The organism is Lapillicoccus sp., assembly GCF_046595215.1.
Lineage (GTDB): Bacteria > Actinomycetota > Actinomycetes > Actinomycetales > Dermatophilaceae > Lapillicoccus.
Map to the genome: position 1 here is coordinate 1 of NZ_JBKJPP010000091.1, position 20,709 is coordinate 20,709.

The window sequence follows — 20,709 nt, forward strand, 5'->3', positions numbered from 1 at the left end:
TCCACCCGCAGACTGGAGTAGATCATGAGCAAGCGTGCCCGCAAGCGCCGCTCCCGCAGACGCAACGCCGCCAACCACGGCCGCAAGCCCAACGCCTGAGCCGCAGCTGCACCACGCACGCAGGCCCGGACCTCGACGGTCCGGGCCTGCTGCTTGGGTGGAACCGCGTCTGAGCGATCAGTCCAGCGACTCGATGCGCACCACGGTCAGTCGCTGGAGGATCAACGCGCGCAGCTCCATCGGAGCCTCCTCGCACGCGCAGGACCTCTTGACCATCGCCTTGAGGGCCTGATCGACGTTGTATTGCTTCAGGCACGTGCCGCAGTCGTCGAGGTGGGCCTGAATCTTGCGACACTCGTCGGGACCCATCTCGCCGTCGAGGAACTCGAAGACACGCAGCAGGGCCTCCGAGCAGTCAGTCACGCTGATGCCGAGTTCCCTCTCACCCTGGCTCATGAGCCGGCCCCTTCCGTGACGAAGCCGCGGTCGGCGGCATAGGCACCGAGCAGGACGCGCAGCTGACGTCGACCCCGGTGCAGCCGCGACATGACCGTCCCGATCGGGGTGTCCATGATCTCGGCGATCTCCTTGTAGGCGTAGCCCTCGACGTCCGCGAAGTAGACCGCGAGACGGAAGTCCTCCGGGATCTCGAGCAGGGCGCGCTTCACGTCGCTGTCGGGCAGGTGCTCGAGGGCGACGTCCTCCGCCGAGCGCAGCCCGGCCGAGCTGTGCGACTCGGCACGGTGCAACTGGTAGTCCTCGACCTCGGCCGCGTCGGACTTCAGCGGCTCACGCTGCCGCTTGCGGTAGGTGTTGATGTAAGTGTTGGTGAGGATGCGATACATCCACGCCTTGAGGTTGCTGCCGGGCCGGTACTGGTGGAACGCGGCATACGCCTTCGCGTAGGTCTCCTGCACCAGGTCCTCGGCGTCCGTGGGGTTGCGCGTCGTGCGCAGCGCCGCCGAGTACATCTGGTCCAGCAGGGGCATCGCCTCGCGCTCGAAGCGAGCCCGCCGCGCGTCGGTGCTCTCGGTGGTCACGTCGACGGTGTCGTCGCCCGACGCCTGCGGGGCCGGGGCCCCGGTGGTGGTGGTCTCGTTGTCCATTGCCCCCCAGCCTAGTCGCGTCGGGGTCCCGGGGCTGCGGGGGCCGCCGACGGCGGGGACGGTGAGCATCAGCACGCTGAGAGACCTCCTGTGTGAGATGGCGGGACTCACGCGTCAACAGGCTGCGCGGGCCCCTCATTCCCGCAGCGGGCTGACGAAGCGGACCACCGCCGCGGCCACGGCGGCGGCGCTGCGAGGAGGGATCGCGTGGGTGCCCGGCACGGCATACACCTGTTCGAGGTATGCCGTGAGCTCACCGGGGGTGCCGAAGGGATCCTTCTCGCCCTGGACGGCAGCAATCGGCCGGCCGGCGTCGGTGACCAGGGCGAGCTCGGCAGCGCGGAGCCTCCCCGGGCGGCCGGGCGGGTGGAGAGGGAAGGAGAGGCACAGCACACCGTCGGCGCCGAGCTCCTCCGCGGTGCGGCAGGCGACCCGGGCGCCGGCGCTGCGTCCGCAGAGCACGAGCGGCCCCCGGACGGTGGCCAGAGCGCCACCCCGTCGGCGAAGGGCCTGCACCACCGGAACCCACGCGGCATCAAGGGTTTTCGGCGGTCCGGCGATGCGTCGGCCGGCCACGAGCCACGGTTGCTCGATCAGGGCGAGCGCCCAGTTCTCCTCTGCCAGAGCAGTGGTCGCGGCCGTGAGGTCAACGGATCCGAGGCCCCCGCCGGCGCCGTGACCGATGATGAGCGTCCCCCGCGCGCCCCTGCGCCGGTGGACGTGGGCCCGGGCCGGGCCCGCGGGCGTGGCGATGTCCACCACCGTGGGGAGCGCGATCGGCCTCACTCCCCGACCACCTCACCGGTGACCGGGTCGACGACCCCATGCAGCTCCTCCCGCGGCAGGGGGAGGACCAGCTGCTCGCCGTTGTTGCGGGTCGCGCTGACGGCGCTCGAGACCGGGTAGGCGTCGAAGCGCCCGGGGGCCCCGAACGCCAGCAGATCGCCCACGGTCTCGGGGTCCGTCGTGCCGGGATCGAGCCACCGGCCCCAATCCTGGCGCTCGAGCACGAGCGGCTGCCGGTCGTGGATCCGGTCGAGTCCGGGCTCGGCCGCCGTCGTGATGATCGCGAACGTCGTCAGCCAGGCCTGCGGGTCGCTCGTGTCCTCGACGCCCTTGTCGCGCCAGAACTCGTAGAGCCCGGCGAGCGCGACGACGTCGTGGTCGGCGCGGTGCATGTAGAACGGCTGCTTGCGCGGCTTGCCCTTGGCATCCTTCGCCGTGGGCGAGACCTGCCACTCGTACCACCCGTCCGCCGGGACGAGACAGCGCCTCGAGGCGGCCGCCCGGGCGAAGCCCGGCTTCTCGAGGACCGACTCGGCCCGGGCATTGATCATCCGCACGCCCATCCTGGTGTCCGTGGCCCAGCTGGGGACCAGGCCCCACGTGACCAGACGCAGCTGACGCACCGGAAGGGGGAGGGCCCCGGATCCTTCCGCGCCGATCCCGGACGGGCGGGGTGAGCGGGTCATGACGACCGGCGCCCGTTTGGTGGGCGCCATGTTCCAGTCCGGGCTGCCCGCCGGGGGCTGCTGGGGGTTGACCAGGAGGGTGCGGGCGGGCTCGGCCGTGGCGTCCTGCTCGATGTCGAGCAGCTCGACCAGCTCGGCCTGGTCCCTGCTCGCGGCATACCGACCACACATGGCCACCACGATAGGTGGGCCGGGGGGGCGTTGCGTCCGGCAGGTCGGTCGCCCCCGGCGACCGACCTGCCGGACGCAACGATGGGGGCAGGCTCTCGTGTTGCGAGGCCGACGGAGGAACTACGGTAGGAGCAGCACCCACCAACTTCGCAGGAGGTCACCCATGACCGTCGTCCGCCGGATCGCCCGACCATTGCTCGCCGCCGTCTTCGTCGTCGCCGGACTGGACGCCGTGCGTCACCCGGGCGGCAAGGCCAACGTGGCCTCACCGCTGCTGGACAAGCTCGGGCCGATGCTCGGTCTGCCCGACGACAAGGAGATGCTCGTGCGCGCCAACGGCGCAGCCCAGCTGGTCGGCGGCGCGCTGCTGGCCACGGGCAGGCTCCCGCGCGTCGGTGGCCTGCTCATCGCCGGGTCCCTCATCCCGACAACCCTCGCCGGGCACGCCTTCTGGGAGAAGAGCGACCCTGCAGAGCGGGCCAAGCAGCGCACCCAGTTCCTCAAGAACCTCGGTCTGCTGGGCGGTGCGCTGCTTGCCAGCGTCGACACCGACGGCAAGCCCGGGCTGGTGTGGCGGGCCCAGAACGCGGGGCGAGTCACCCGACGCGAGGCAAGGCACGCCGCCAAGACCGCCCGGCGCGAGGCGCGGTTGGCCCAGAAGCAGGCGCACATCACCGTGCAGGATGCCCTCAACTGACGTGAGTCGTCACGCTGCGGCCCCTACGGCACCGGGTGACTGGGCTGCCCCCACGGGGGGCGGCCCCGTCTCGGCCACGGTGGCGCTGCCCGGAAGCAAGTCGCTGACCAACCGTTTCCTCGTCCTCGCCGCCATCGCGAACGACCGGTCCCGCCTGAGGCGGCCGCTGCGCTCACGGGACACCCTGCTCATGGTCCAGGCGCTGCGGTCCCTGGGGGTGACCATCGACGACGTCCCCGCGGAGGGTGCAGGCGAGGTGGGCGAGCTCGACTGGCTCGTGACGCCCGGCGCGTTGCGCGGGGACACCGCCATCGACGTCGGCCTCGCCGGGACGGTGATGCGCTTCCTGCCGCCGGTCGCTGCCCTGGCCGGCGGCCCGGTCCTCTTCGACGGCGACCCACAGGCCAGGATCCGCCCCATGGGCCCGGTCCTCGACGCGCTGCGGGCGTTGGGGGTCGGCATCGCGGACGAGGGCAGGGGCACCCTCCCCCTGACCGTTCAGGGGACGGGTTCGGTCCCCGGCGGCGAGGTGACGCTCGACGCGTCCGCCTCGTCGCAGTTCATCTCGGCCCTGCTGCTGGCGGGCGCCCGCTACGACCACGGCGTGACGGTCCACCACGACGGAACGCCCGTCCCGAGCGAGCCCCACATCGCGATGACGGTCGAGACCCTGCGGGACGCCGGTGTCGACGTCGACGACTCCGAGCCGGACACCTGGCGGGTCGAACCCAGCGAGGTGAGCTCCCTCGACGTGCAGATCGAGCCGGACCTGTCCAACGCCGGCCCGTTCCTCGCCGCAGCCCTCGTGGCCGGGGGCAGCGTCCGGGTGCCCGACTGGCCGCAGCACACCACCCAGGCCGGGGACGCCCTGCGGGACATCCTCGACACCATGGGCGCCGACGTCTCCTTCGACCGCCAGGGCCTCACGGTGTCGGGCAACGGGTCGATCGGTGGGATCGACATCGACCTGCGCGACGCGAGCGAGCTGACCCCGATCGTCGCGGCGCTCGCCGCGCTCGCGAGCTCACCCTCGTGGATCCGCGGCGTGGCCCACATCCGCGGGCACGAGACCGACCGACTCGCCGCCCTCGCGACCGAGCTCAACTCCCTCGGGGGGCAGGTGACCGAGACCCACGACGGCCTGCGCATCTCACCGAGTCCCTTGCGCGGTGGGCTCTTCCACAGCTATCACGACCACCGGATGGCCACCGCGGGCGCCCTGATCGGGCTCGCCGTGCCAGGCGTCATCGTCGAGGACATCGCCACGACAACCAAGACCCTGCCCGACTTCGTGGGCCTCTGGGACGGCATGCTGAAGGGCCTCGGGTGAGGGCCACCCGATGAGCTGGCGCGACCTCGACGAGTCGGACATCCGGGTGCGGCCCAACCCGCGCGGCTCGCGTCGTCGCTCCAAGGACCGACCGGCCCACGACGACGCCGTGTCCGCCTTCGTCCTCGTGGTCGACCGGGGCCGCTACACCGTCCTCGTCGCCGCTGGTGAGGGCGGGCGCAGACAACCCGAGCGGATCGTCACCGCCATGAAGGCGCGGGAGCTGGGCCGCAAGAGCGTCGTCGTCGGTGACGACGTGGCGCTCGTCGGCGACACCACCGGCAACCCGGACGGGCTGGCCCGGATCGTGCGGCTTGAGCCGCGACGCTCCGTGCTGCGTCGCACGGCGGACGACACCGACGTCATCGAGCGGGTCATCGTCGCCAACGCCGACCAGCTTGTCGTCGTCTCGTCGCTGGCCAACCCCGAGCCCCGGCCCCGGCTCATCGACCGGTGCCTCGTCGCGGCCTACGACGCGGGGCTCGACCCCCTCCTCGTCCTGACCAAGTCCGACCTCGTCGCGCCGGACGCCTTCCTCGCGAGCTACGCGCCGCTCGCGGTGCCGGCCGTCGTCACCGCCTGGGGCGGAGCCATGCACCAGGTCGCCGGGGCCGAGACCGGTGGCGGCTCGTTCGACGGGCTGGAGGAGCTGCGCGAGCGCCTTGCCGGGCGGGTGTCGGTCCTCGTCGGCCACTCCGGCGTCGGCAAGTCGACCCTCGTCAACCGCCTGGTCCCCGACGCCCGCCGGGCGACCGGTGACGTCAACGACGTGACCGGCCGCGGGCGGCATACCTCGTCGTCCGCCGTCGCCCTGCGCCTGCCCGACCGCAGCGGCTGGGTGGTGGACACCCCCGGGGTCCGGTCGTTCGGGCTGGCCCACGTCGACCTCGCGCGGATCATCGTGCACTTCCCCGACCTCGAGCCGGGCACGAAGGAGTGCCCCCGGGGCTGCACCCATGACGAGGCCGAGTGCGCCCTCGACGCGTTCGTCGCCTCGAGCGCGGCCGGCCCGGCGGGCGCGTCGCGACTGGACTCCCTGCGCCGCCTGCTCCGGGCCCGCTCCGGCACCCCCGACGACTGAGCGTCCCGGGCCCGCTCGAGCGCGTCCCCTAAACTGCCCACAGGACCGGGTCGCCCCGAGGTGAACCACCTGCAACATCACTGCGTCTGACACTGCGTGAGACCGCTGCACGTATCCTCAGGACCTCCGCCCCAGCAAGGAGCACCATGTTCGACAAGATCTTCGGCCTGCCGGTCCATGTGCTGGTCCTCCACTCCGTCGTGGTGCTCCTGCCCCTGATGGCGCTGCTCACCATCGTCACGGCTGTCCGGCCGGGGCTGCGGGAGCGCTTCACGTGGTGGGTGACCGGGGCCAACGCCCTGGTGTTCGGACTCACCCTCGTGGCCAAGGAGAGCGGCCAGGCGCTCCAGACGGCACTCGGCGGTCAGGTCGCGAAGGAGCACGGTGAGCTCGGCTCGGTGCTGCCCTACTTCGCGCTCTTCCTCGTGGTGACGTCCGTCGGGGTTGGCGCCACCCGCCGGAACAGGTCCCTCGGACCGATCGCGGTCGGCTTCACCATCATCGCCGCGATCGCCTCGGTGGCCTGGACGGTGCGCACCGGTGACGCGGGCGCGCGGGCCGTCTGGGAAGGCCGCTGACCAGTCCGCCCCCCGTCCCCGCACCCCGTCCCTGACGCGCCGACGAGGCCTGCGGCCAGGCTGATCAGCCTGCTCGCGGTCCTCGTCGGCGGCGGGGTGATCACCGCCCTCATCGCCGGGACGGACGAGACCTACGAGCACGTCCGCGAGGGCGACGGTCTCGCGGCCCTCGACCAGCCGGTCCTCGGCTGGATGCTGGCCCGCCGCTCCCCCGGACTCGACAGCGCGGTGACCGCCTTCACCAACCTCGGAGGCAAGGTGTGGATGAGCGTCATCGCGACCCTCGCCGTGCTCGTCCTCGCCCGCTGGTGGCGCTCCTGGACACCGATCGTCCTGATGGCCGTCGCTGCTGCCGGATCGACGGTGATGACCAGCGTCGGCAAGGTCCTGACGAGTCGCGCAAGGCCGCCGCTGGCGGATGCCGTGCCGCCCTACGAGACGACACCGTCCTTCCCGAGCGGGCACACCCTCAACACCACCGTCGTGGCGCTCGTGCTGCTCTACCTCGTCCTGTGCCACGTGGCCGCGGTGGGCAGCAGGGTGGCTGCCACCATCGCGCTCGTCACCTTCGCGCTCGCCATGGGCGCCAGCCGGGTCTACCTCGGCCACCACTGGCTCACCGACGTCATCGCCGGGTGGGCGGCCGGGGCCGCGTGGGCGGGGGTCGTGGTCATGGGCCACCGACTGCTCCTGGCCCTGCTGAGACGGCGGGCGGGGCGCGAACGGGTGGCGCAGGGCTCCGGGACCACGACCACGCACTAGCGTGGCCCGGTGACCTCCTACGACGACGACCTCCGGCTCGCCCACGTGCTCGCGGACGCCGTCGAGCGGGTGACGACCGTCCGGTTCCGGGCGGACGACCTCGTCGTCGAGGCGAAACCGGACCTCACGCCGGTGACCGACGCGGACCGCACGGCCGAGGAGCACATCCGGGCCCAGCTCAAGCGCACTCGTCCCCGGGACGCCGTCGAGGGCGAGGAGTTCGGCACCACGGGGCATGGGTCGCGCCGGTGGGTGATCGACCCGATCGACGGGACGAAGAACTTCGTCCGCGGCGTCCCCGTGTGGGCCACCCTCATCGGGCTGGTCGACGAGGGCCAACCCGTGCTCGGCCTGGTGTCGGCGCCCGCCATCGGCCGGCGGTGGTGGGCCGCCCTCGGGTCGGGGGCCTGGTCGGGTCGGTCCCTGTCGTCGGCGAAGCGGATCCACGTCTCCCAGGTCGGGTCCGTCGCAGACGCCTCGCTCTCCTACTCCTCGGTCGGTTCCTGGCGGAAGGTCGAGCGGCGTGAGGAGTTCCTCGCCCTGGCCGAGGACTGCTGGCGCACCCGGGCCTACGGCGACTTCTGGTCCTACATGCTCGTGGCCGAGGGCGCCGTCGACATCGCCGCCGAGCCGCAGCTCGAGGTCTACGACATGGCGGCCCTCGTGCCGATCGTCACCGAGGCCGGCGGCCGCTTCACCTCGCTCGACGGCGTCGACGGGTGCTGGGGCGGCAACGCCTTGGCGACCAACGGCCTGCTCCACGACGAGGTGCTGGCCCGCATCGGCACGGGGACGCGGTCGGCCGCGGCGACGCCGTCTGGCCAGACCTGAGCGGCCGCGCACTCAGCTCGTGATGACCGTGACCTCGCCCCGACCGAGCGCGCGGATGCCGTCGGCGTGCGCCGCCGCGTCACCGACGACGACGACGGTCCACTGCCCGTCGACGAACCAGCGGTATGCCGCGTGCAGCCGGTCGGCGTCGACGGTCGCCATGTCACGCAGGTTGGCGGTCGTGAACTCGGTGGTGAGTCCCTCGAACGCCAGCCCGGCAGCCTCGTCGGCGATCGCATCGGCTGTCGCGTAGCGGCTCGGAGCGGTCATGGCGATGAAGTCGACACCCTCCCGGGCCTCCAGGTCGGTGAAGCCGTCGCGCCCGCTGTCGAGCAGGTCGAGGAGCAGCCCGAGCGCCTCGGCCGTCGAGTCGGCGCGCACGCTGCCGCTGGTGAGGAACAGCCCACCTCGCCGGCGCGGGCGGAAGACCGACCGGATGCCGTAGGTGAAGCCCTTCTCCTCGCGCAGGACGGCGTCGATCCGCGCGTTCGGCGAGCCGCCGAGGACGAAACCGAGGACGGGGTAGGGAGCCCAGCCCCCGTCGACGCTGCGGTCCGGTCCGGGGCAGGCGATGGTGAACTCGGTCTGGACCGAGCCGGGGCGGTCGATGAGGACGATGCGGACCCGGTCCGGGGACGGCGCCGCGGCCACCGGCGGCGACGGGGGCTCCGCCCCGTCGGGCGCGACCCACCCGCCGAGGGCCTGCTCGATCTCCGTGAAGGCGTCGACACCGTCGAGGTCGCCGGCGATGACCAGCGTGGCCCCGGCAGGGGAGACGTGGGCGCTGTGGAAGGCGGCGACATCGTCGCGGGTGATGGTGCGGACCGACTCCTTGCGCCCGGCGGTGGGGCGGGACGCCCGCTCGGTGGGGTCGAAGTAGGTCGTCAGCATCTCGATCGCTCCCCGCTGGGCGGCGATGGAACGCTCCTGCTCGATCTCGGCAAGACGCTGCTTCACGTGTCGGGTCACCTCGGACTCGTGGAACGCCGGCTCGGTCAGGCACTGGCGCAGCAGGTCGAGCGCGTAGGAGAGGTTGCCCTTGGCGACGTCGACGTCGACGCTGAGCCCGGGCTCGGCCATCCCTGCTCCGAGCGCCACGCCGCGGCGCTCGAGGAGCTGGGCGAACTCCGACGAGGTGTAGTGCTCCGTGCCCTCGTCGAGGGTGCGGGCCATGATCGTCGCCACCCCCTCCTTGTCGCGCGGCTCACGCCCCAGCGGGAGGGGGATCGAGACGCGGACGGACAGGACGTACTGGCCGGGGACGTCGTAGACGACGACCTCGAGCCCGTTGGCCAGAGATCGCCGGGCGGCCTGCGGGAAGGTGTAGGGCTCGGGCCGGGCCACCTCCGGACGGGGCACGTCGACGACGGCGGTGAGTGTCTGGTCGGAGCTCATGCGGAGTGGACCTCCTGCTTGACGAGGTAGGAGACGACGGCGCGGGAGGTCGGCGCGAGCCAAGTGGCTGCCGCCTGCCTGATCTGCGCGGCGGTGACGGCCCCCACCCGGTCGAGGAAGGAGTTGACGTAGTGCGGGTCGTCGGCGAGCAGCGTGTAGTGGCAGATGGCGTCGGCGCGCTCGTCCTGGCTGGCCAGGGCGCTGAGCCAGGACCGCTCCGTCTCGGCCATCGACGACTCGAGCTCGATCTCGGTCGGTCCCTCGGTGATGAACCGGTCCAGCTCCTCGCAGATGGCCTGCTCGATCGCCATCGGGTCGGCGCCCTCGGCCACGTCCACGGACAGCAGCCCCAGCGAGACCCCGTCGACGAAGCCCATCGCGTGGGCGCTGAGGCTGGTGGCCACCTGCTCGTCGCGCACGAGCCGCTGGACGAGCCGGGACGTGCTCAGGCCACCGATCGCGTCGAGGGCCAGCGAGCAGGCGAAGAAGTCGTCCGAGCTGTCCACGGGCAGCCGGAAGGCGAGGTGCAGCCGGTCGTTGGGGACCTCCTCGAAGCGGTCGAGCCGGGCCGGCTCCGCGAGCGGTTCGAGGCGGTAGGGCCTCGGCTCCGGCCGCTCGGCCGAGGCCGGCAGCACACCGAAGTACTTCTCCGCGGCGGCGAACGCCTCGTCGGGGGTCACGTCGCCGACGATCGTCAGCACGCTGTTGTTCGGCCCGTAGTACCGCCGGAAGAAGGCGTGGACGTCCTCGAGGCGGGCGTCGTCGAGGTCCTCCATCGAGCCGATCGTCGGGTGGTGGTAGGGGTGGTCTGCGGGGAAGATGGTCGCGTAGACGTCGATGAGCGCGTTGCCGTAGGGGACGTTGTCATAGCGCTGGCGCTTCTCCTCCTTGACGACGTCGCGCTGGTTGTCGAGGTTCTCCTGCGTGACCGCGTCCAGGAGGTGCCCGTGTCGGTCGGCCTCGAGCCACAGCGCCAGTTCGAGCGCGCCCTTGGGCACGGTCTCGAAGTAGTTCGTGCGGTCGAACCACGTCGTGGCGTTGAGCCGGCCGCCCTGGGCCATGAGGGCACTGAAGTGCTCACCCGAGGCGACGTTGCGCGAGCCCTGGAACATCAGGTGCTCGAAGAGGTGGGCGAATCCGGTCCGCCCCGGCGCCTCGTGTCGGGACCCGACGTTGACCCACACGTTGACGGTGACGGTCGGCACAGCGTGGTCTTCGGACACGATGACACGCAGCCCGTTGGGCAGGGTCCGGTCGGTGATGGGGTATGCGATGTCAGCCACGCGCCGACCCTACGCGATGCCCGGTGGCAGCCTGCAGCGTGTCCGCACGGCATACCGACGGGTCGTCGCGGCAGCGGCCTCGGGGATCAGGAACCGACGTCGGGCAGGCTCGGCCGGTGCTCGTCCCCGAGGCGTTCGATCGCGCGGCGGGCAAAGACCTGCTGCTCGGTGATGGTCCGTTCCGCGCGGCCTCGACCGAGGAAGCTGACCGCCCAGTGGAGCAGCGTGGTGACCCGGGACTTGAAGCCGATGATGTAGACGAGGTGGACGCCGAGCCACATCAGCCAGGCGATGAACCCCCCGAAGCGGAACCGGCCCACGCTGGCCACCGCGGAGAAGCGGGAGATGGTCGCCATCGAGCCCTTGTCGAAATAGGCGAACGCCTCCTCCCCGGGCTGCCCGGCCAGCCGCCGCGCGATCTGCTTCGCCGCGAAACGGGACCCCTGGATGGCGACCTGCGCGACCCCGGGCAGGTTGTCGAGCGCGATCATGTCGCCGACGACGAAGACCTCCGGGTGACCCGGCAGGGTGAGGTCGGGCAGGACCTGGATCCGACCGGCCCGGTCGAGCCCGGCGCCGCTCTGCTCCGAGAGCGTCGCGCCGAGCGGGCTGGCCTGCACCCCGGCGGCCCATACCTTGCAGATCGACTCGATGCGGCGGACGTAGCCCGAGGGGTCACCGAGGTCCTGGATCTCGATGCCGGTGGCGTCGACGTCGACGACCTTGCCCCCGAGCTGCACCTCGACGCCCATCTGCTCCAGCCGCTTCAGGGCGATCACGCCGAGCCGGTCACCGAAGGCTGGCAGCACCTGGGGGGCGGCGTCGACGAGGATGACCTTCGCCTGGGTCGGGTCGATGGCCCGGAAGTCCTTGCGCAGCGTGCGGTTCGCGAGCTCGGTGATCTGGCCGGCCATCTCGACACCGGTCGGACCGGCCCCGACGACGACGAAGCACAGCAGCCGGGCCACCTCGTGCTTGTCCCCGCGCAGGGCCGCGAGCTCGGCCTGCTCGAAGCAGCCGAGGATCAGGCCCCGCAGCTCGAGCGCGTCGTCGATGTCCTTCATCCCCGGGGCGTAGGTCGCGAAGTGGTCGTTGCCGAAGTAGGACTGGCCGGCGCCGGCCGCCACGAGGAGGCTGTCGTAGGGGGTGACGAGGCGCCGACCGAGGTTCTCGGACGTCACCGTGTGGGCCTCGAGGTCGATGTCGGTGACGTTGCCGAGGATCGTCGTCGCGTTCGCCTGCCGGCGCAGCACCTCGCGGGTGGCCGGGGCGATCTCACCCTCGGAGAGGATGCCGGTCGCCACCTGGTAGAGGAGCGGCTGGAAGAGGTGGTGGGTCGTCCTGGCGACCAGGGTGATGTCCACGTCGGCGCGCTTGAGGGCCTGGGTGCCGAAGAGGCCGCCGAAACCGGACCCGATCACGACGACGCGGTGCCGGGGGGTGGGTGCTGCGAGTGACGTCATGGACCCATTGTCCCGCCGCTGTCCTCGCCGCCCGCAACCGGCCCGCGCCCGGCAGTGGCGTCCCTGCCCGTCACGGTCGCGCGACGGCCACCAGCGGGACGTCATGGGCCCGGGCCCACTCCTGCCACTCCCCCGCCGTCCGGGTCACGAACACCGCCTCCAGCTCCGCCCGGCTGCCGCCCACCTCCAGCAGCCCGAGCAGGCGGGTGCGGAAGTGCGGCTCGAGGGCCGCCACGGCGACGTGCCCCTCCGCCGCCGCATAGATCCCGTATGCCGCGACCGCGCCCCCCAGGGGTCCGTCCGGCGTCGTCAGGCCATGGCGGATCGGCGCGGCCATCGTCTCGACGGCGCTCGAGAGGGCGACCTCCCGCCTGGTCCCGACGCCGGTCGACATGCGCAGCACGAGGGCCGCCAGGCCCTCCGACACGGCCCGTTCGGAGCCGCTGAGGTCGGCGACGAGCACCCTCGGCAGGGCCGGCGGGGTGAGCGTGCCGTAAGCGGCCTGGTAGGTCAGGTCGTGGCCGGCCAGGTTGTCCAGCGGTGCCGGGTGGCCGACGACGGCGACCTGGCAGAGGCGCGGGTGGCGTGCGTGCAGCACGTCCCACCCGAGCCCGAGCCGGTCCAGGGCGGCGGTGCGGGTCGCGGTGATGAGCAGGTCTGCGCCGGTGAGGAGCTCGTCGAGGGCGGTCCGGCCCGACTCGTCCTTGAGGTCGGCCACCATGACGGTTTGCCCGACCACGAGCTCGTCGTACCAGGCCTTCGCGATGTGCTCGAGCGGATCGCCGGACGGAGGCTCAACCTTGGTAACGCTCGCGCCGAGTGCCGCCAGCCGCGACGCCGCGAGCGGGCCCGGCAGGTTGACCGCGGTCGACACGACCCGGACCCCGCGCAGCGGCGCGGCGGTCGACGGGGGTGCTGGCTCCATGGTGGGAGTGACTCTACGACCGCTCGAGCACCACGCTCGGGGCAGGCCTGGTCGGCGGCGGTCAGTCGAGGAGGTCGAGTCCGGAGGTGACGATGCTCTCGATGTCGAGGCCGTGCTCGCGGTAGATGTCGTCGAGGTCTCCGGACTGGCCGAACCGGGTCACCCCAAGGTGATTGGCGCGCACGCGGTTGACCCCCGCGAGGAACGCCAACGTGTGCGGGTGCCCGTCCAAGACGGTGACGATCGGCGTGGCACTGTCCCCCGGCAGCAACGCGTCCAGGATCCAGGTGGGAGCATCGGGCGCCCCGCGCCGGGCCTGCGCCGCCTCGAAGAGCAGACCCGCGCTGGTCACGCAGACCACGGCGGTGCCGAGCCCCATCGCCTCGAGGCGCTCTGCTGCGCCGAGCGCCTCGGGGATCAGTGCGCCCATGGCGCAGATCGTCAGAACGGGGTGGGTGGGCCGGCGCAGGACGTAGCCACCGGCGACGACGTTTCGCCGGCGACGCTCGCGGGCTGCCGGGTCCTGCGGGATCGCTGCCAGGGACTGGTCGATGGGCCGGGTGGAGAGGCGCAGGTAGGCGGAGCTCCCTCCCGGCCTGCCGAGCCGAGCCAGGCTGGCGAGCAGCGTCCACTCCGCGTCGAGGGCGAACGCGGGTTCGTAGCTGACGCACCCCGGTTGTTCCAGCCCGATCGATGGCGTCTTGATCGACTGGTGGGCGCCACCCTCGGGGGCGAGGGTGACCCCCGAGGGGGTCCCGACCAGGATGGACTGACCGCCGGCGTAGATGCCGAATGACCATGGCTCCAGGGCGCGTTCGACGAACGGGTCGTACAACACGCCGATCGGCAGCAGCGGCTGGCCCCAGCGACTCCAGGTCGCGCCCAGCTCGCCGAGGACACCCACGAGGTTGGTCTCGGCGATGCCGAGCTCGAGGTGGCGGCCCGTGGGGTTCTCGCGCCAGTGCAGGATCGTCTCTGCGTCGTCGTCGAACCAGTCCGAGCGCTCCGTCTGCGCCCAGACACCGACCTTGTTCACCCAGCCGCCGAGGTTGGTGCTGGAGCTCACGTCAGGGCTGACGGTGACGACGCGGCGTCCGATCTCGGGCGCGGCACGGTTGAGATCGAGCAGGGCGCGGCCGAGGGCCGCCTGGGTGGTGGCGACTCCGCCCGGGGTGCGACCGAGGTCACTCGGCAGCTCCAGGTCCGGGGCGCTCATCACGTCCTCCCGCCGCAGGCGCTGCGCGGCGGCTGCGCAGGCCCGCTCCGGTGCCGAGCCGGGGGGAAACTTCTGCCACGGGTGGTCGGTGCTCACCCCGACCCGCTGCGCCAGCTCACTCAGGTGCTCGAGCCTGAGCAACGCGGAGTGGTTCTGGGGATGGCCCTCGCTGGCCAGGCCGTATCCCTTGACGGTGTAGGCGAAGATGACGCTCGGGCGGGTGTCGTCGATGGCCGCGAAGGCGTCCCTGAGCGCGGCGAGGTCGTGGCCGCCGAGGTTGCGGATGGATGCGTGGAGCTGCTCGTCGGGGACGTCGGAGAGCAACCGGTCGATGGCCGCGCCGTCCGGGCCGTCGCCCGGCAGCCGTGCGCGGAGCTGGTCGGCGGTGCAGCGCAGCAGCCGCTGATACTCGGGGTTGGCCATCGCGTCGATCCGGCAGCGCAGGGCCGCTCCGCCCGTGCGGGCAAAGAGGTCCTCCAGCAACTGCCCGTACTTCACGGTCAGCACCTGCCACCCGGCTGCCGCGAACATTCCCTGCAGTCGTCCAGCTCCGTTGTTGGGCACGACCCGGTCCAGCGACTGGCGGTTCAGGTCGACGATCCAGACGACCTCGCCCAGTTCCGTGACCATCGGGTCCAGGACGGCCTCCCAGACGGCACCCTCGTCCAGCTCCGCATCGCCGACGAGGGAGTACTGCCGACCCGTGCCCGCGCCGCCGAACTGGGTGTTGACGTATCGCCGGGCCAGCGCCCCCCAGATGGGTGCGGTCGCGCCGATCCCGACCGACCCCGTCGAGTAGTCCACCGGGTCCGGGTCCTTGGAGCGGCTCGGGTAGCTCTGCAACCCGCCGAAGGCGCGCAGCCTCGTCAGGTAGGACTGGTCCAGCTCCCCGAGCAGGTAGTTGATGGCGTGCAGCACCGGCGAGGCGTGCGGCTTGACCGAGACCCGATCCCCCTGCCGGAGGTGCTCGAACCACAACGAGGTCATGATCGTGACCATCGAGGCGCTCGAGGCCTGGTGCCCGCCCACCTTGACACCGGAGGTGTTGGGCCGCATCCGGTTGGCGTGGTCGACGATGGCCGTCGACAGCCACAGGACCCGTTGCTCGATGGTGCGCAGCACCACGAGGGGGTCATCCTCCGCTGCGGACCGGGGGCCCGGCTCGGGCTTCACGATGCTCGTCACGTCTGACCTGCTTCCGATGTGGCCCAGAGGATCTGGTCCGTGCTCATGTGGGCGGTTCTCCGAACACGGCATACAGCTGCCCGAGGTGGGCCACCAGGCCGGGGCCGCCGAGCGCCGCCGGCGGCGCGGGGAGCTGGCGCAGCAACAGATCCACCGGCAGCTCCGCCTGGATCGGGAGCGGCGCAGACGGTGCCCCGGTCCAGAAGTCCCCAGCAGCCACGGTCACGTCGGCGAGCGCCATCATCGCCCCGGGACGGGGCCCTTCGGTCGTGGGTGCCGCGACCTCGGCCGCCGGAACAGGATCGCTCCCGCGCAGCTCGCGGAGCCGGTTCAGCAGTGCCGCGCGGCTGCGCCCGCGCCAGAGCAGGATGGCGAAGGGGTCGTCGTCGAAGCTCTCCGCGAGCAGGTAGAACGTGGCCGCGAGGTGCTTGCACGGGACCTCCCAGTCCGGGCAGGAACAGCTCAGGGCCAGGTCTGTGGCGCGCTGCGGGAAGAGCGGCGCGCCCGCTGCCAGGAAGACCTCCTCGAGGTCGCGGGGCATCTCGCCCGCAAGCAGCCGGGCACTGTGGATCGCCTGCTCTGCGAGGGCGACCTCGACCTTGGCCCACACCAGCTCACCGAAGGCGGGCAACGCAATCGACACCTTGTACGGCGTCTTGCGGGACCCCTGCACCGACGCCGTGACCACCCCCGGGGCCACCTGCAGGGAGAGCACCTGACCACGTCGGGCGTAGCTCTTGCCGCGGGTCAGCCTGGAGCCGAGGGCGAAGGACTCCAGCACCTCGAGGAAGCGCCGTGACCACCAGTGCTCCCCGATGGCACCTTTCGCGCTGCGAGCGACGAGCCCGCCGTCCACGGCGCGAGGCTTTGAGGGTGGCGGGAACGAGCCTGACCAACCAGGACGGCCGCGACCGGGCGGGCTCACTCGACCACCGACCCGGCCTCGAGCGTGAACAGCTCACGCAGGGCGGAGGTGGAGAGCTCGGTGAGCCAGCCCTCACCCGTGCCCACGACGCTGGCCGCCAGGCCACGCTTGTCCTTGATCATCAGGGCGATCTTCTCCTCCAACGTCCCCGCGCACACCAGCTTGCGCACCTGGACCGAGCGGGTCTGCCCGATCCGGAACGCACGGTCGGTGGCCTGGTCCTCCACCGCCGGGTTCCACCACCGATCGACGTGGATGACGTGGTTGGCTGCGGTGAGGGTGAGCCCCGTGCCCCCTGCCTTCAGCGAGAGGACGAACAGGGACGGCCCGTCGCCAGCAGGGTCCTGGAACCGGGCGACGAGGTCGTCCCGCTGGCCCTTGCCCAGGCCTCCGTGAAGGTAGGCGACCTCTCGGCCGAAGCGGGCACCGAGGTGGGTACGCAGCAGGTCGCCGAACTCCGCGTACTGCGTGAACAGCAGCGCCTTCTCACCGGAGGCGAGCACTTCGTCGAGGGTCTCCTCCACGCGCGCCAGCTTGCCCGAGCGCCCGCCGATCCTGCTGCCGTCCTTGAGGAACTGCGCCGGGTGGTTGCAGACCTGCTTGAGCTTGGTCATCGTCGCCAGCACCAGTCCACGGCGCTCGATGCCGTCAGTGCTCTCGATGCGGTCCATCATGTCCGCGACGACGGCCTGGTAGAGCGAGGCCTGCTCGCGGGTCAGGGAGCACACCACCTCCATCTCGATCTTGGCCGGCAGGTCGGTGATGATCGAGGTGTCGGTCTTCAGCCGGCGCAGCACGAACGGCTGCGTCAGTGATCGCAGCCGGGTCGCCGCCTCGGCATCACCGTGCCGCTCGATGGGTGTCGCGAAGCGCGCCTTGAACGACGAGGGCGGACCGAGCAGTCCCGGGTTGGCGAACTCCATCAGCGACCAGAGGTCGCCCAGGCGGTTCTCGACCGGGGTCCCGGTCACTGCGAACCGGTGCGACGACGGCAGCGACCGCACGGCAACCGCTGCCCGGGTCGCGGCGTTCTTCACCGCCTGGGCCTCGTCGAGGACCACGCGACGCCAGCTCATCTCACGCAGCGCGTCGGCGTCGCGGATCACCAGCCCGTAGGTCGTCACGACCAGGTCGCAGGACGCCACCACCTTCTGGAACGCCTTGCCCTTGGGTCGCTCGGCCCCGTGGTGGACGTGCACCCGCAGCCCGGGGGCGAAGCGGGCAGCCTCACGCTGCCAGTTGCCGACCAACGACATCGGGCAGACGAGCAGGGTCGGGCCCAGCTCCCGAGGCAGCTCGAGACACATCAGGGCGAGCAGCTGCACCGTCTTGCCCAGACCCATGTCGTCCGCGAGAACGCCGCCCAGGCCGACCGACTCCAGGAACGACAGCCAGGCCAGACCGCGTTCCTGGTAAGGACGCAACGCACCCGTGAAACCCTCCGGCGCGGACATCGGCGTGATTCGGTGGTCGACCTGGCCGGACAGGAGGTCTGCGAGCCAGCCCTGCGCCTCGATGTCCACGACGGGCAGGCCACCAGGTCCGTCATCGCGGGCCCCGAGGGTCGAGAGCACCTCCCCAACGCTCATCCGCCCGGAGCCGTGCGACCTCTTCGCCAGGAACGCCCGAGCCCGTGCGAGGCGGTCGGCGTCGACGTACATCCACTGACCGCGCACCCGCACCAGCGGCTGATGGACCTCGACGAGGTCGGCGACCTCCTGCTCGGTCAGGGTGTGCTCCCCGACCGCCAGATCCCAGCGGAAGTCCACCAGACCATCACGGCCGATGACCGCCCTGGTCGCGGCCGCGCCCGGCTGCGCGGGGGTCGACACCGAGAGCTTCGCACCCAGCCGCATGGAGGGGTTGGTCCACCACCCGGGGAGCAGGACGCCGAAGCCGGCGGCCAGGAGGATCGGCGCGGCCTTCGACAGAAACAGGTGCGCGCCCGCGACGTCCAGGTCCAGCGACGACGGCTTCGCGGTGCGCAGCGGGCCCTCGATGTCCGGGTAGAGGCGCATGGCCCGGCCGAGCTCACCGAGCAGGGTCTCCTGCGGATCGGCGACGTGTCGTGCCAGCGCGCGCAACGCTCCCTTGGCGCGCCACACCTGGGCGGCGTCGACGACCAGCCCCGGCTCCTCCGTCGACTGCAACGCGAATTCCACCCGCCACGCGGCGTCGGGGACACCATCGCCTGCCATCGCCTCGCCCGCCATCGCCTCGGCCACCCCCACCGGTTCGACCAACCGGAAGCAGGCCCGAACGGCGCCCACCTGGGTGACCTCCCGCTGCCATTCGGCCAGCGCCTCGTCCAGGGTGGCCAGGGCCGCCGCCGTGGTGGCGAAGTGGGGGTCGGAGCACGTCAGTGCCGATCGGAACGACGCCGCCGCCCGCCGGCGCGGAAGGGGACCGAGGCGCGAGCGAACCGCTGCGTCCACCAGCGCGTCAGTCGCAGATGCCAGTGACCGGACCGCGTCCGCGCCTCGGTCGACGCCAGCCGGGCAGGCGGCAGTGAACGAGCCGGGCAGTCCCTCGGTGGCCGCACGCAGCCACACGGCGTCCGCTCCGGTCACCACCGCATACCAGGTCGCCACCGCCCGCCCGTGGCCCGCTTCCCGCACGCCGGGCAGCACCCGCCCACGTCCGACGAGATCCAGCGCAAACCCCGCAAGCGCCCGCAGCGCTCGCAGGTCACCTCCCGCGATCGGTCGATCGAGGTCGACCTCGGTGTCGTCCGCAGCCAGCAGGTAGTCCAGGGCGGTTTCCGGGTCCAGAGCAAGTGTCGGGACCTCCCACCGCCCGTCGGCCACGGCCTGCTGGTTGTGCGGCTGCTCGCGGGTCCGGAGCACCTCGGCCGAGGCTGAGGGGCCCCGGTCCTGGTTCGGCAGGGTGAGAACAGCGGTGCCGGGGGTGCCTTCACGCGCCGTCACGGCGGCCAACGCCTGCGCAGGGACGGCGAAGGGGTGCGCCTGCACGGCGGGGCGGCGACCTCGGCGCACGGGTGGCTGGGCCGGCGCGTCGGAGTCCTCGGCCCACAGGATGAGCTCACCCCGGGGATCGCGCTGGGTCGACCACCAGGCGTGTAGGACGATCAACGCTGCTCAGCTCCCAGGATCCGTCTGCCAGTGGGCAAACCTACCCGACGAAGGCACCGCTATCCTTGGCACGAGATGGCCTGCGGTTCGCGCCCCGCCGACACCGCCTCGGCCACTGGTCCCTGCTCGTCCTTCCTGGTCACCGTGAGCAGCGTCGCTCCTCCTGGCCCAGACACGAGCGCCTCGTCGACCGGCCCCCCGAAGGAGATCCGCATCAGCACACCCACGGCCACTCGACTACGGCGGCGGCCACCTGGCTCATGGACCCGGCCTGGCGCCACCCCTGCGCCCGGATCCACCCACAGGCCCCTTACCGCGTCGACGCCCGGGCCCAAACCGTCATGTGGTCGACAGCCTCTCGACACGGCCCCAGAAAGTCGTCAAGGCGACCCGGGCCGGAGGGCCACCGGTGCTTGAGGTCACGACGCTCAGATGGGCCCTGACCATCGGCCTGGTCGTCGGGCTGTTCGCTCTGGATCTTGGGCTGGCGGCTGCACGGCCGCACGTGGTCGGGTTCCGGGAAGCTGCCCTATCCTCAGTCTTGTTCATCGCCGTGGCCATCGCGTTCGGGGTGGTCTTCACCGCGCAAGCAGGCGGGGACTTCGGCACGCAGTACTTCGCCGGCTACCTCGTCGAGAAAAGCTTGTCGATCGACAACCTCTTCGTCTTCGTCATCATCATGACCACCTTCGCCGTCCCGGAAATTCATCAGCAGAAGGTCCTCATCTTCGGCATCGGGATGGCGCTGGTCATGCGCGGGATCTTCATCGCCCTGGGCGCCGCGCTGCTCGAGCTGTTCTCCTTCATGTTCCTGATCTTCGGCGTCGTCCTGATCGTCACTGCGGTCCAGCTCTACCGCCATCGCGACGTCGACCCCGACGTGGCGGACAACGGGCTGGTCCGCCTGGCCCGCCGGGCACTGACCGTCACCGAGACCTACGACGGCGGTCGGATGTTCAGCCGCCACGCCGGCAGACGTGCTGTCACACCACTGTTCATCGTGCTGCTGGCCATCGGCAGCAGCGACCTGCTGTTCGCGCTGGACTCGATCCCGGCCATCTTCGGTGTGACTGACGAGCCCTACATCGTGATCGCTGCCAACGCCTTCGCCCTGATGGGCCTGCGGCCACTGTTCTTCCTGGTCAAGGGTCTGTTGGACAGGTTGGTCTTCCTGTCGACCGGCCTGGCGTTGATCCT

General features: G+C 71.6%; 19 protein-coding genes. 8 read left to right on the plus strand and 11 right to left on the minus strand.

The window, feature by feature from the left end; all coding sequences use genetic code 11:
- Positions 1-24 precede the first annotated feature (24 nt).
- Positions 25-99: a 50S ribosomal protein bL37 gene (locus ACLL9L_RS07555; protein WP_411284047.1), complete on the plus strand. Its 75-nt coding sequence runs from the start codon at positions 25-27 to the stop codon at positions 97-99.
- Positions 100-177: 78 nt separating this feature from the next.
- Here the strand turns inward: ACLL9L_RS07555 and rsrA are convergent, their stop codons facing one another.
- The 4 genes from rsrA to ACLL9L_RS07575 form a co-directional block, all read right to left on the minus strand.
- Positions 178-456 (minus strand): mycothiol system anti-sigma-R factor, encoded by a 279-nt coding sequence (rsrA, locus tag ACLL9L_RS07560; RefSeq protein ID WP_411284031.1) that lies wholly within the window; start codon positions 454-456, stop codon positions 178-180.
- Positions 453-1,175 carry a sigma-70 family RNA polymerase sigma factor gene (locus ACLL9L_RS07565; RefSeq protein WP_411284048.1) on the minus strand — a complete coding sequence of 241 codons (723 nt, stop codon included), beginning with the start codon at positions 1,173-1,175 and terminating at the stop codon, positions 453-455. Before ACLL9L_RS07565 ends, rsrA begins: the two co-directional genes overlap by 4 nt.
- A 66-nt stretch (positions 1,176-1,241) precedes the next feature.
- Positions 1,242-1,892 carry an alpha/beta family hydrolase gene (locus ACLL9L_RS07570; RefSeq protein WP_411284032.1) on the minus strand — a complete coding sequence of 217 codons (651 nt, stop codon included), beginning with the start codon at positions 1,890-1,892 and terminating at the stop codon, positions 1,242-1,244.
- Positions 1,889-2,749, minus strand: a complete 861-nt coding sequence (locus tag ACLL9L_RS07575) for an SOS response-associated peptidase (protein WP_411284033.1) — start codon at positions 2,747-2,749, stop codon at positions 1,889-1,891. The genes ACLL9L_RS07570 and ACLL9L_RS07575 overlap by 4 nt, the downstream gene beginning before the upstream one ends.
- 163 nt (positions 2,750-2,912) lie before the next feature.
- Here ACLL9L_RS07575 and ACLL9L_RS07580 point away from each other — a divergent pair, with 163 nt between their 5' ends.
- The 6 genes from ACLL9L_RS07580 to hisN all read left to right on the plus strand — a co-directional run bounded on the left by ACLL9L_RS07580 (position 2,913) and on the right by hisN (position 8,028).
- Complete coding sequence (locus ACLL9L_RS07580) at positions 2,913-3,446, plus strand: DoxX family protein (RefSeq protein WP_411284034.1); 534 nt, start codon at positions 2,913-2,915, stop codon at positions 3,444-3,446.
- A complete protein-coding gene (aroA, locus tag ACLL9L_RS07585) occupies positions 3,433-4,776 on the plus strand; it encodes a 3-phosphoshikimate 1-carboxyvinyltransferase (RefSeq protein WP_411284035.1) in 1,344 nt (447 codons plus the stop codon). Before ACLL9L_RS07580 ends, aroA begins: the two co-directional genes overlap by 14 nt.
- 10 nt (positions 4,777-4,786) lie before the next feature.
- Positions 4,787-5,857, plus strand: a complete 1,071-nt coding sequence (gene rsgA, locus ACLL9L_RS07590; RefSeq protein ID WP_411284036.1) for a ribosome small subunit-dependent GTPase A — start codon at positions 4,787-4,789, stop codon at positions 5,855-5,857.
- A gap of 146 nt (positions 5,858-6,003) precedes the next feature.
- The gene (locus tag ACLL9L_RS07595) at positions 6,004-6,435 is read left to right on the plus strand and encodes a DUF2231 domain-containing protein (RefSeq protein WP_411284037.1); all 432 of its coding nucleotides are present in this window, start codon (positions 6,004-6,006) and stop codon (positions 6,433-6,435) included.
- A 96-nt stretch (positions 6,436-6,531) separates the two neighbouring features.
- Entirely contained in the window at positions 6,532-7,197 is a 666-nt protein-coding gene (locus ACLL9L_RS07600) for a phosphatase PAP2 family protein (RefSeq protein WP_411284038.1), read from the plus strand.
- A 9-nt stretch (positions 7,198-7,206) separates the two neighbouring features.
- Positions 7,207-8,028, plus strand: a complete 822-nt coding sequence (hisN, locus tag ACLL9L_RS07605) for a histidinol-phosphatase (RefSeq protein WP_411284039.1) — start codon at positions 7,207-7,209, stop codon at positions 8,026-8,028.
- A 12-nt stretch (positions 8,029-8,040) separates the two neighbouring features.
- Here the strand turns inward: hisN and ACLL9L_RS07610 are convergent, their stop codons facing one another.
- From ACLL9L_RS07610 to ACLL9L_RS07640, 7 genes are all read right to left on the minus strand, one after another.
- Entirely contained in the window at positions 8,041-9,423 is a 1,383-nt protein-coding gene (locus ACLL9L_RS07610; RefSeq protein WP_411284040.1) for a M16 family metallopeptidase, read from the minus strand.
- A complete protein-coding gene (locus ACLL9L_RS07615; RefSeq protein ID WP_411284041.1) occupies positions 9,420-10,706 on the minus strand; it encodes a M16 family metallopeptidase in 1,287 nt (428 codons plus the stop codon). The genes ACLL9L_RS07610 and ACLL9L_RS07615 overlap by 4 nt, the downstream gene beginning before the upstream one ends.
- 86 nt (positions 10,707-10,792) lie before the next feature.
- Entirely contained in the window at positions 10,793-12,169 is a 1,377-nt protein-coding gene (locus ACLL9L_RS07620) for an NAD(P)/FAD-dependent oxidoreductase (RefSeq protein ID WP_411284042.1), read from the minus strand.
- Positions 12,170-12,239: 70 nt separating this feature from the next.
- The gene (locus tag ACLL9L_RS07625) at positions 12,240-13,094 is read right to left on the minus strand and encodes a CoA transferase (protein WP_411284043.1); all 855 of its coding nucleotides are present in this window, start codon (positions 13,092-13,094) and stop codon (positions 12,240-12,242) included.
- 61 nt (positions 13,095-13,155) lie between these two features.
- A complete protein-coding gene (locus ACLL9L_RS07630) occupies positions 13,156-15,486 on the minus strand; it encodes a transketolase-like TK C-terminal-containing protein (protein WP_411284049.1) in 2,331 nt (776 codons plus the stop codon).
- A gap of 52 nt (positions 15,487-15,538) precedes the next feature.
- On the minus strand, positions 15,539-16,351 hold the full coding sequence (locus ACLL9L_RS07635; RefSeq protein ID WP_411284044.1) for an SWIM zinc finger family protein: 813 nt from the start codon (positions 16,349-16,351) through the stop codon (positions 15,539-15,541).
- A 65-nt stretch (positions 16,352-16,416) separates the two neighbouring features.
- Positions 16,417-19,512, minus strand: a complete 3,096-nt coding sequence (locus tag ACLL9L_RS07640; RefSeq protein ID WP_411284045.1) for an SNF2-related protein — start codon at positions 19,510-19,512, stop codon at positions 16,417-16,419.
- A 409-nt stretch (positions 19,513-19,921) separates the two neighbouring features.
- On the opposite strand from ACLL9L_RS07640, the gene ACLL9L_RS07645 reads away from it, so the two are divergent.
- Positions 19,922-20,709, plus strand: a 788-nt coding sequence (locus ACLL9L_RS07645) for a TerC/Alx family metal homeostasis membrane protein (protein ID WP_411284046.1), incomplete at its 3' end; no start/stop codon positions are given.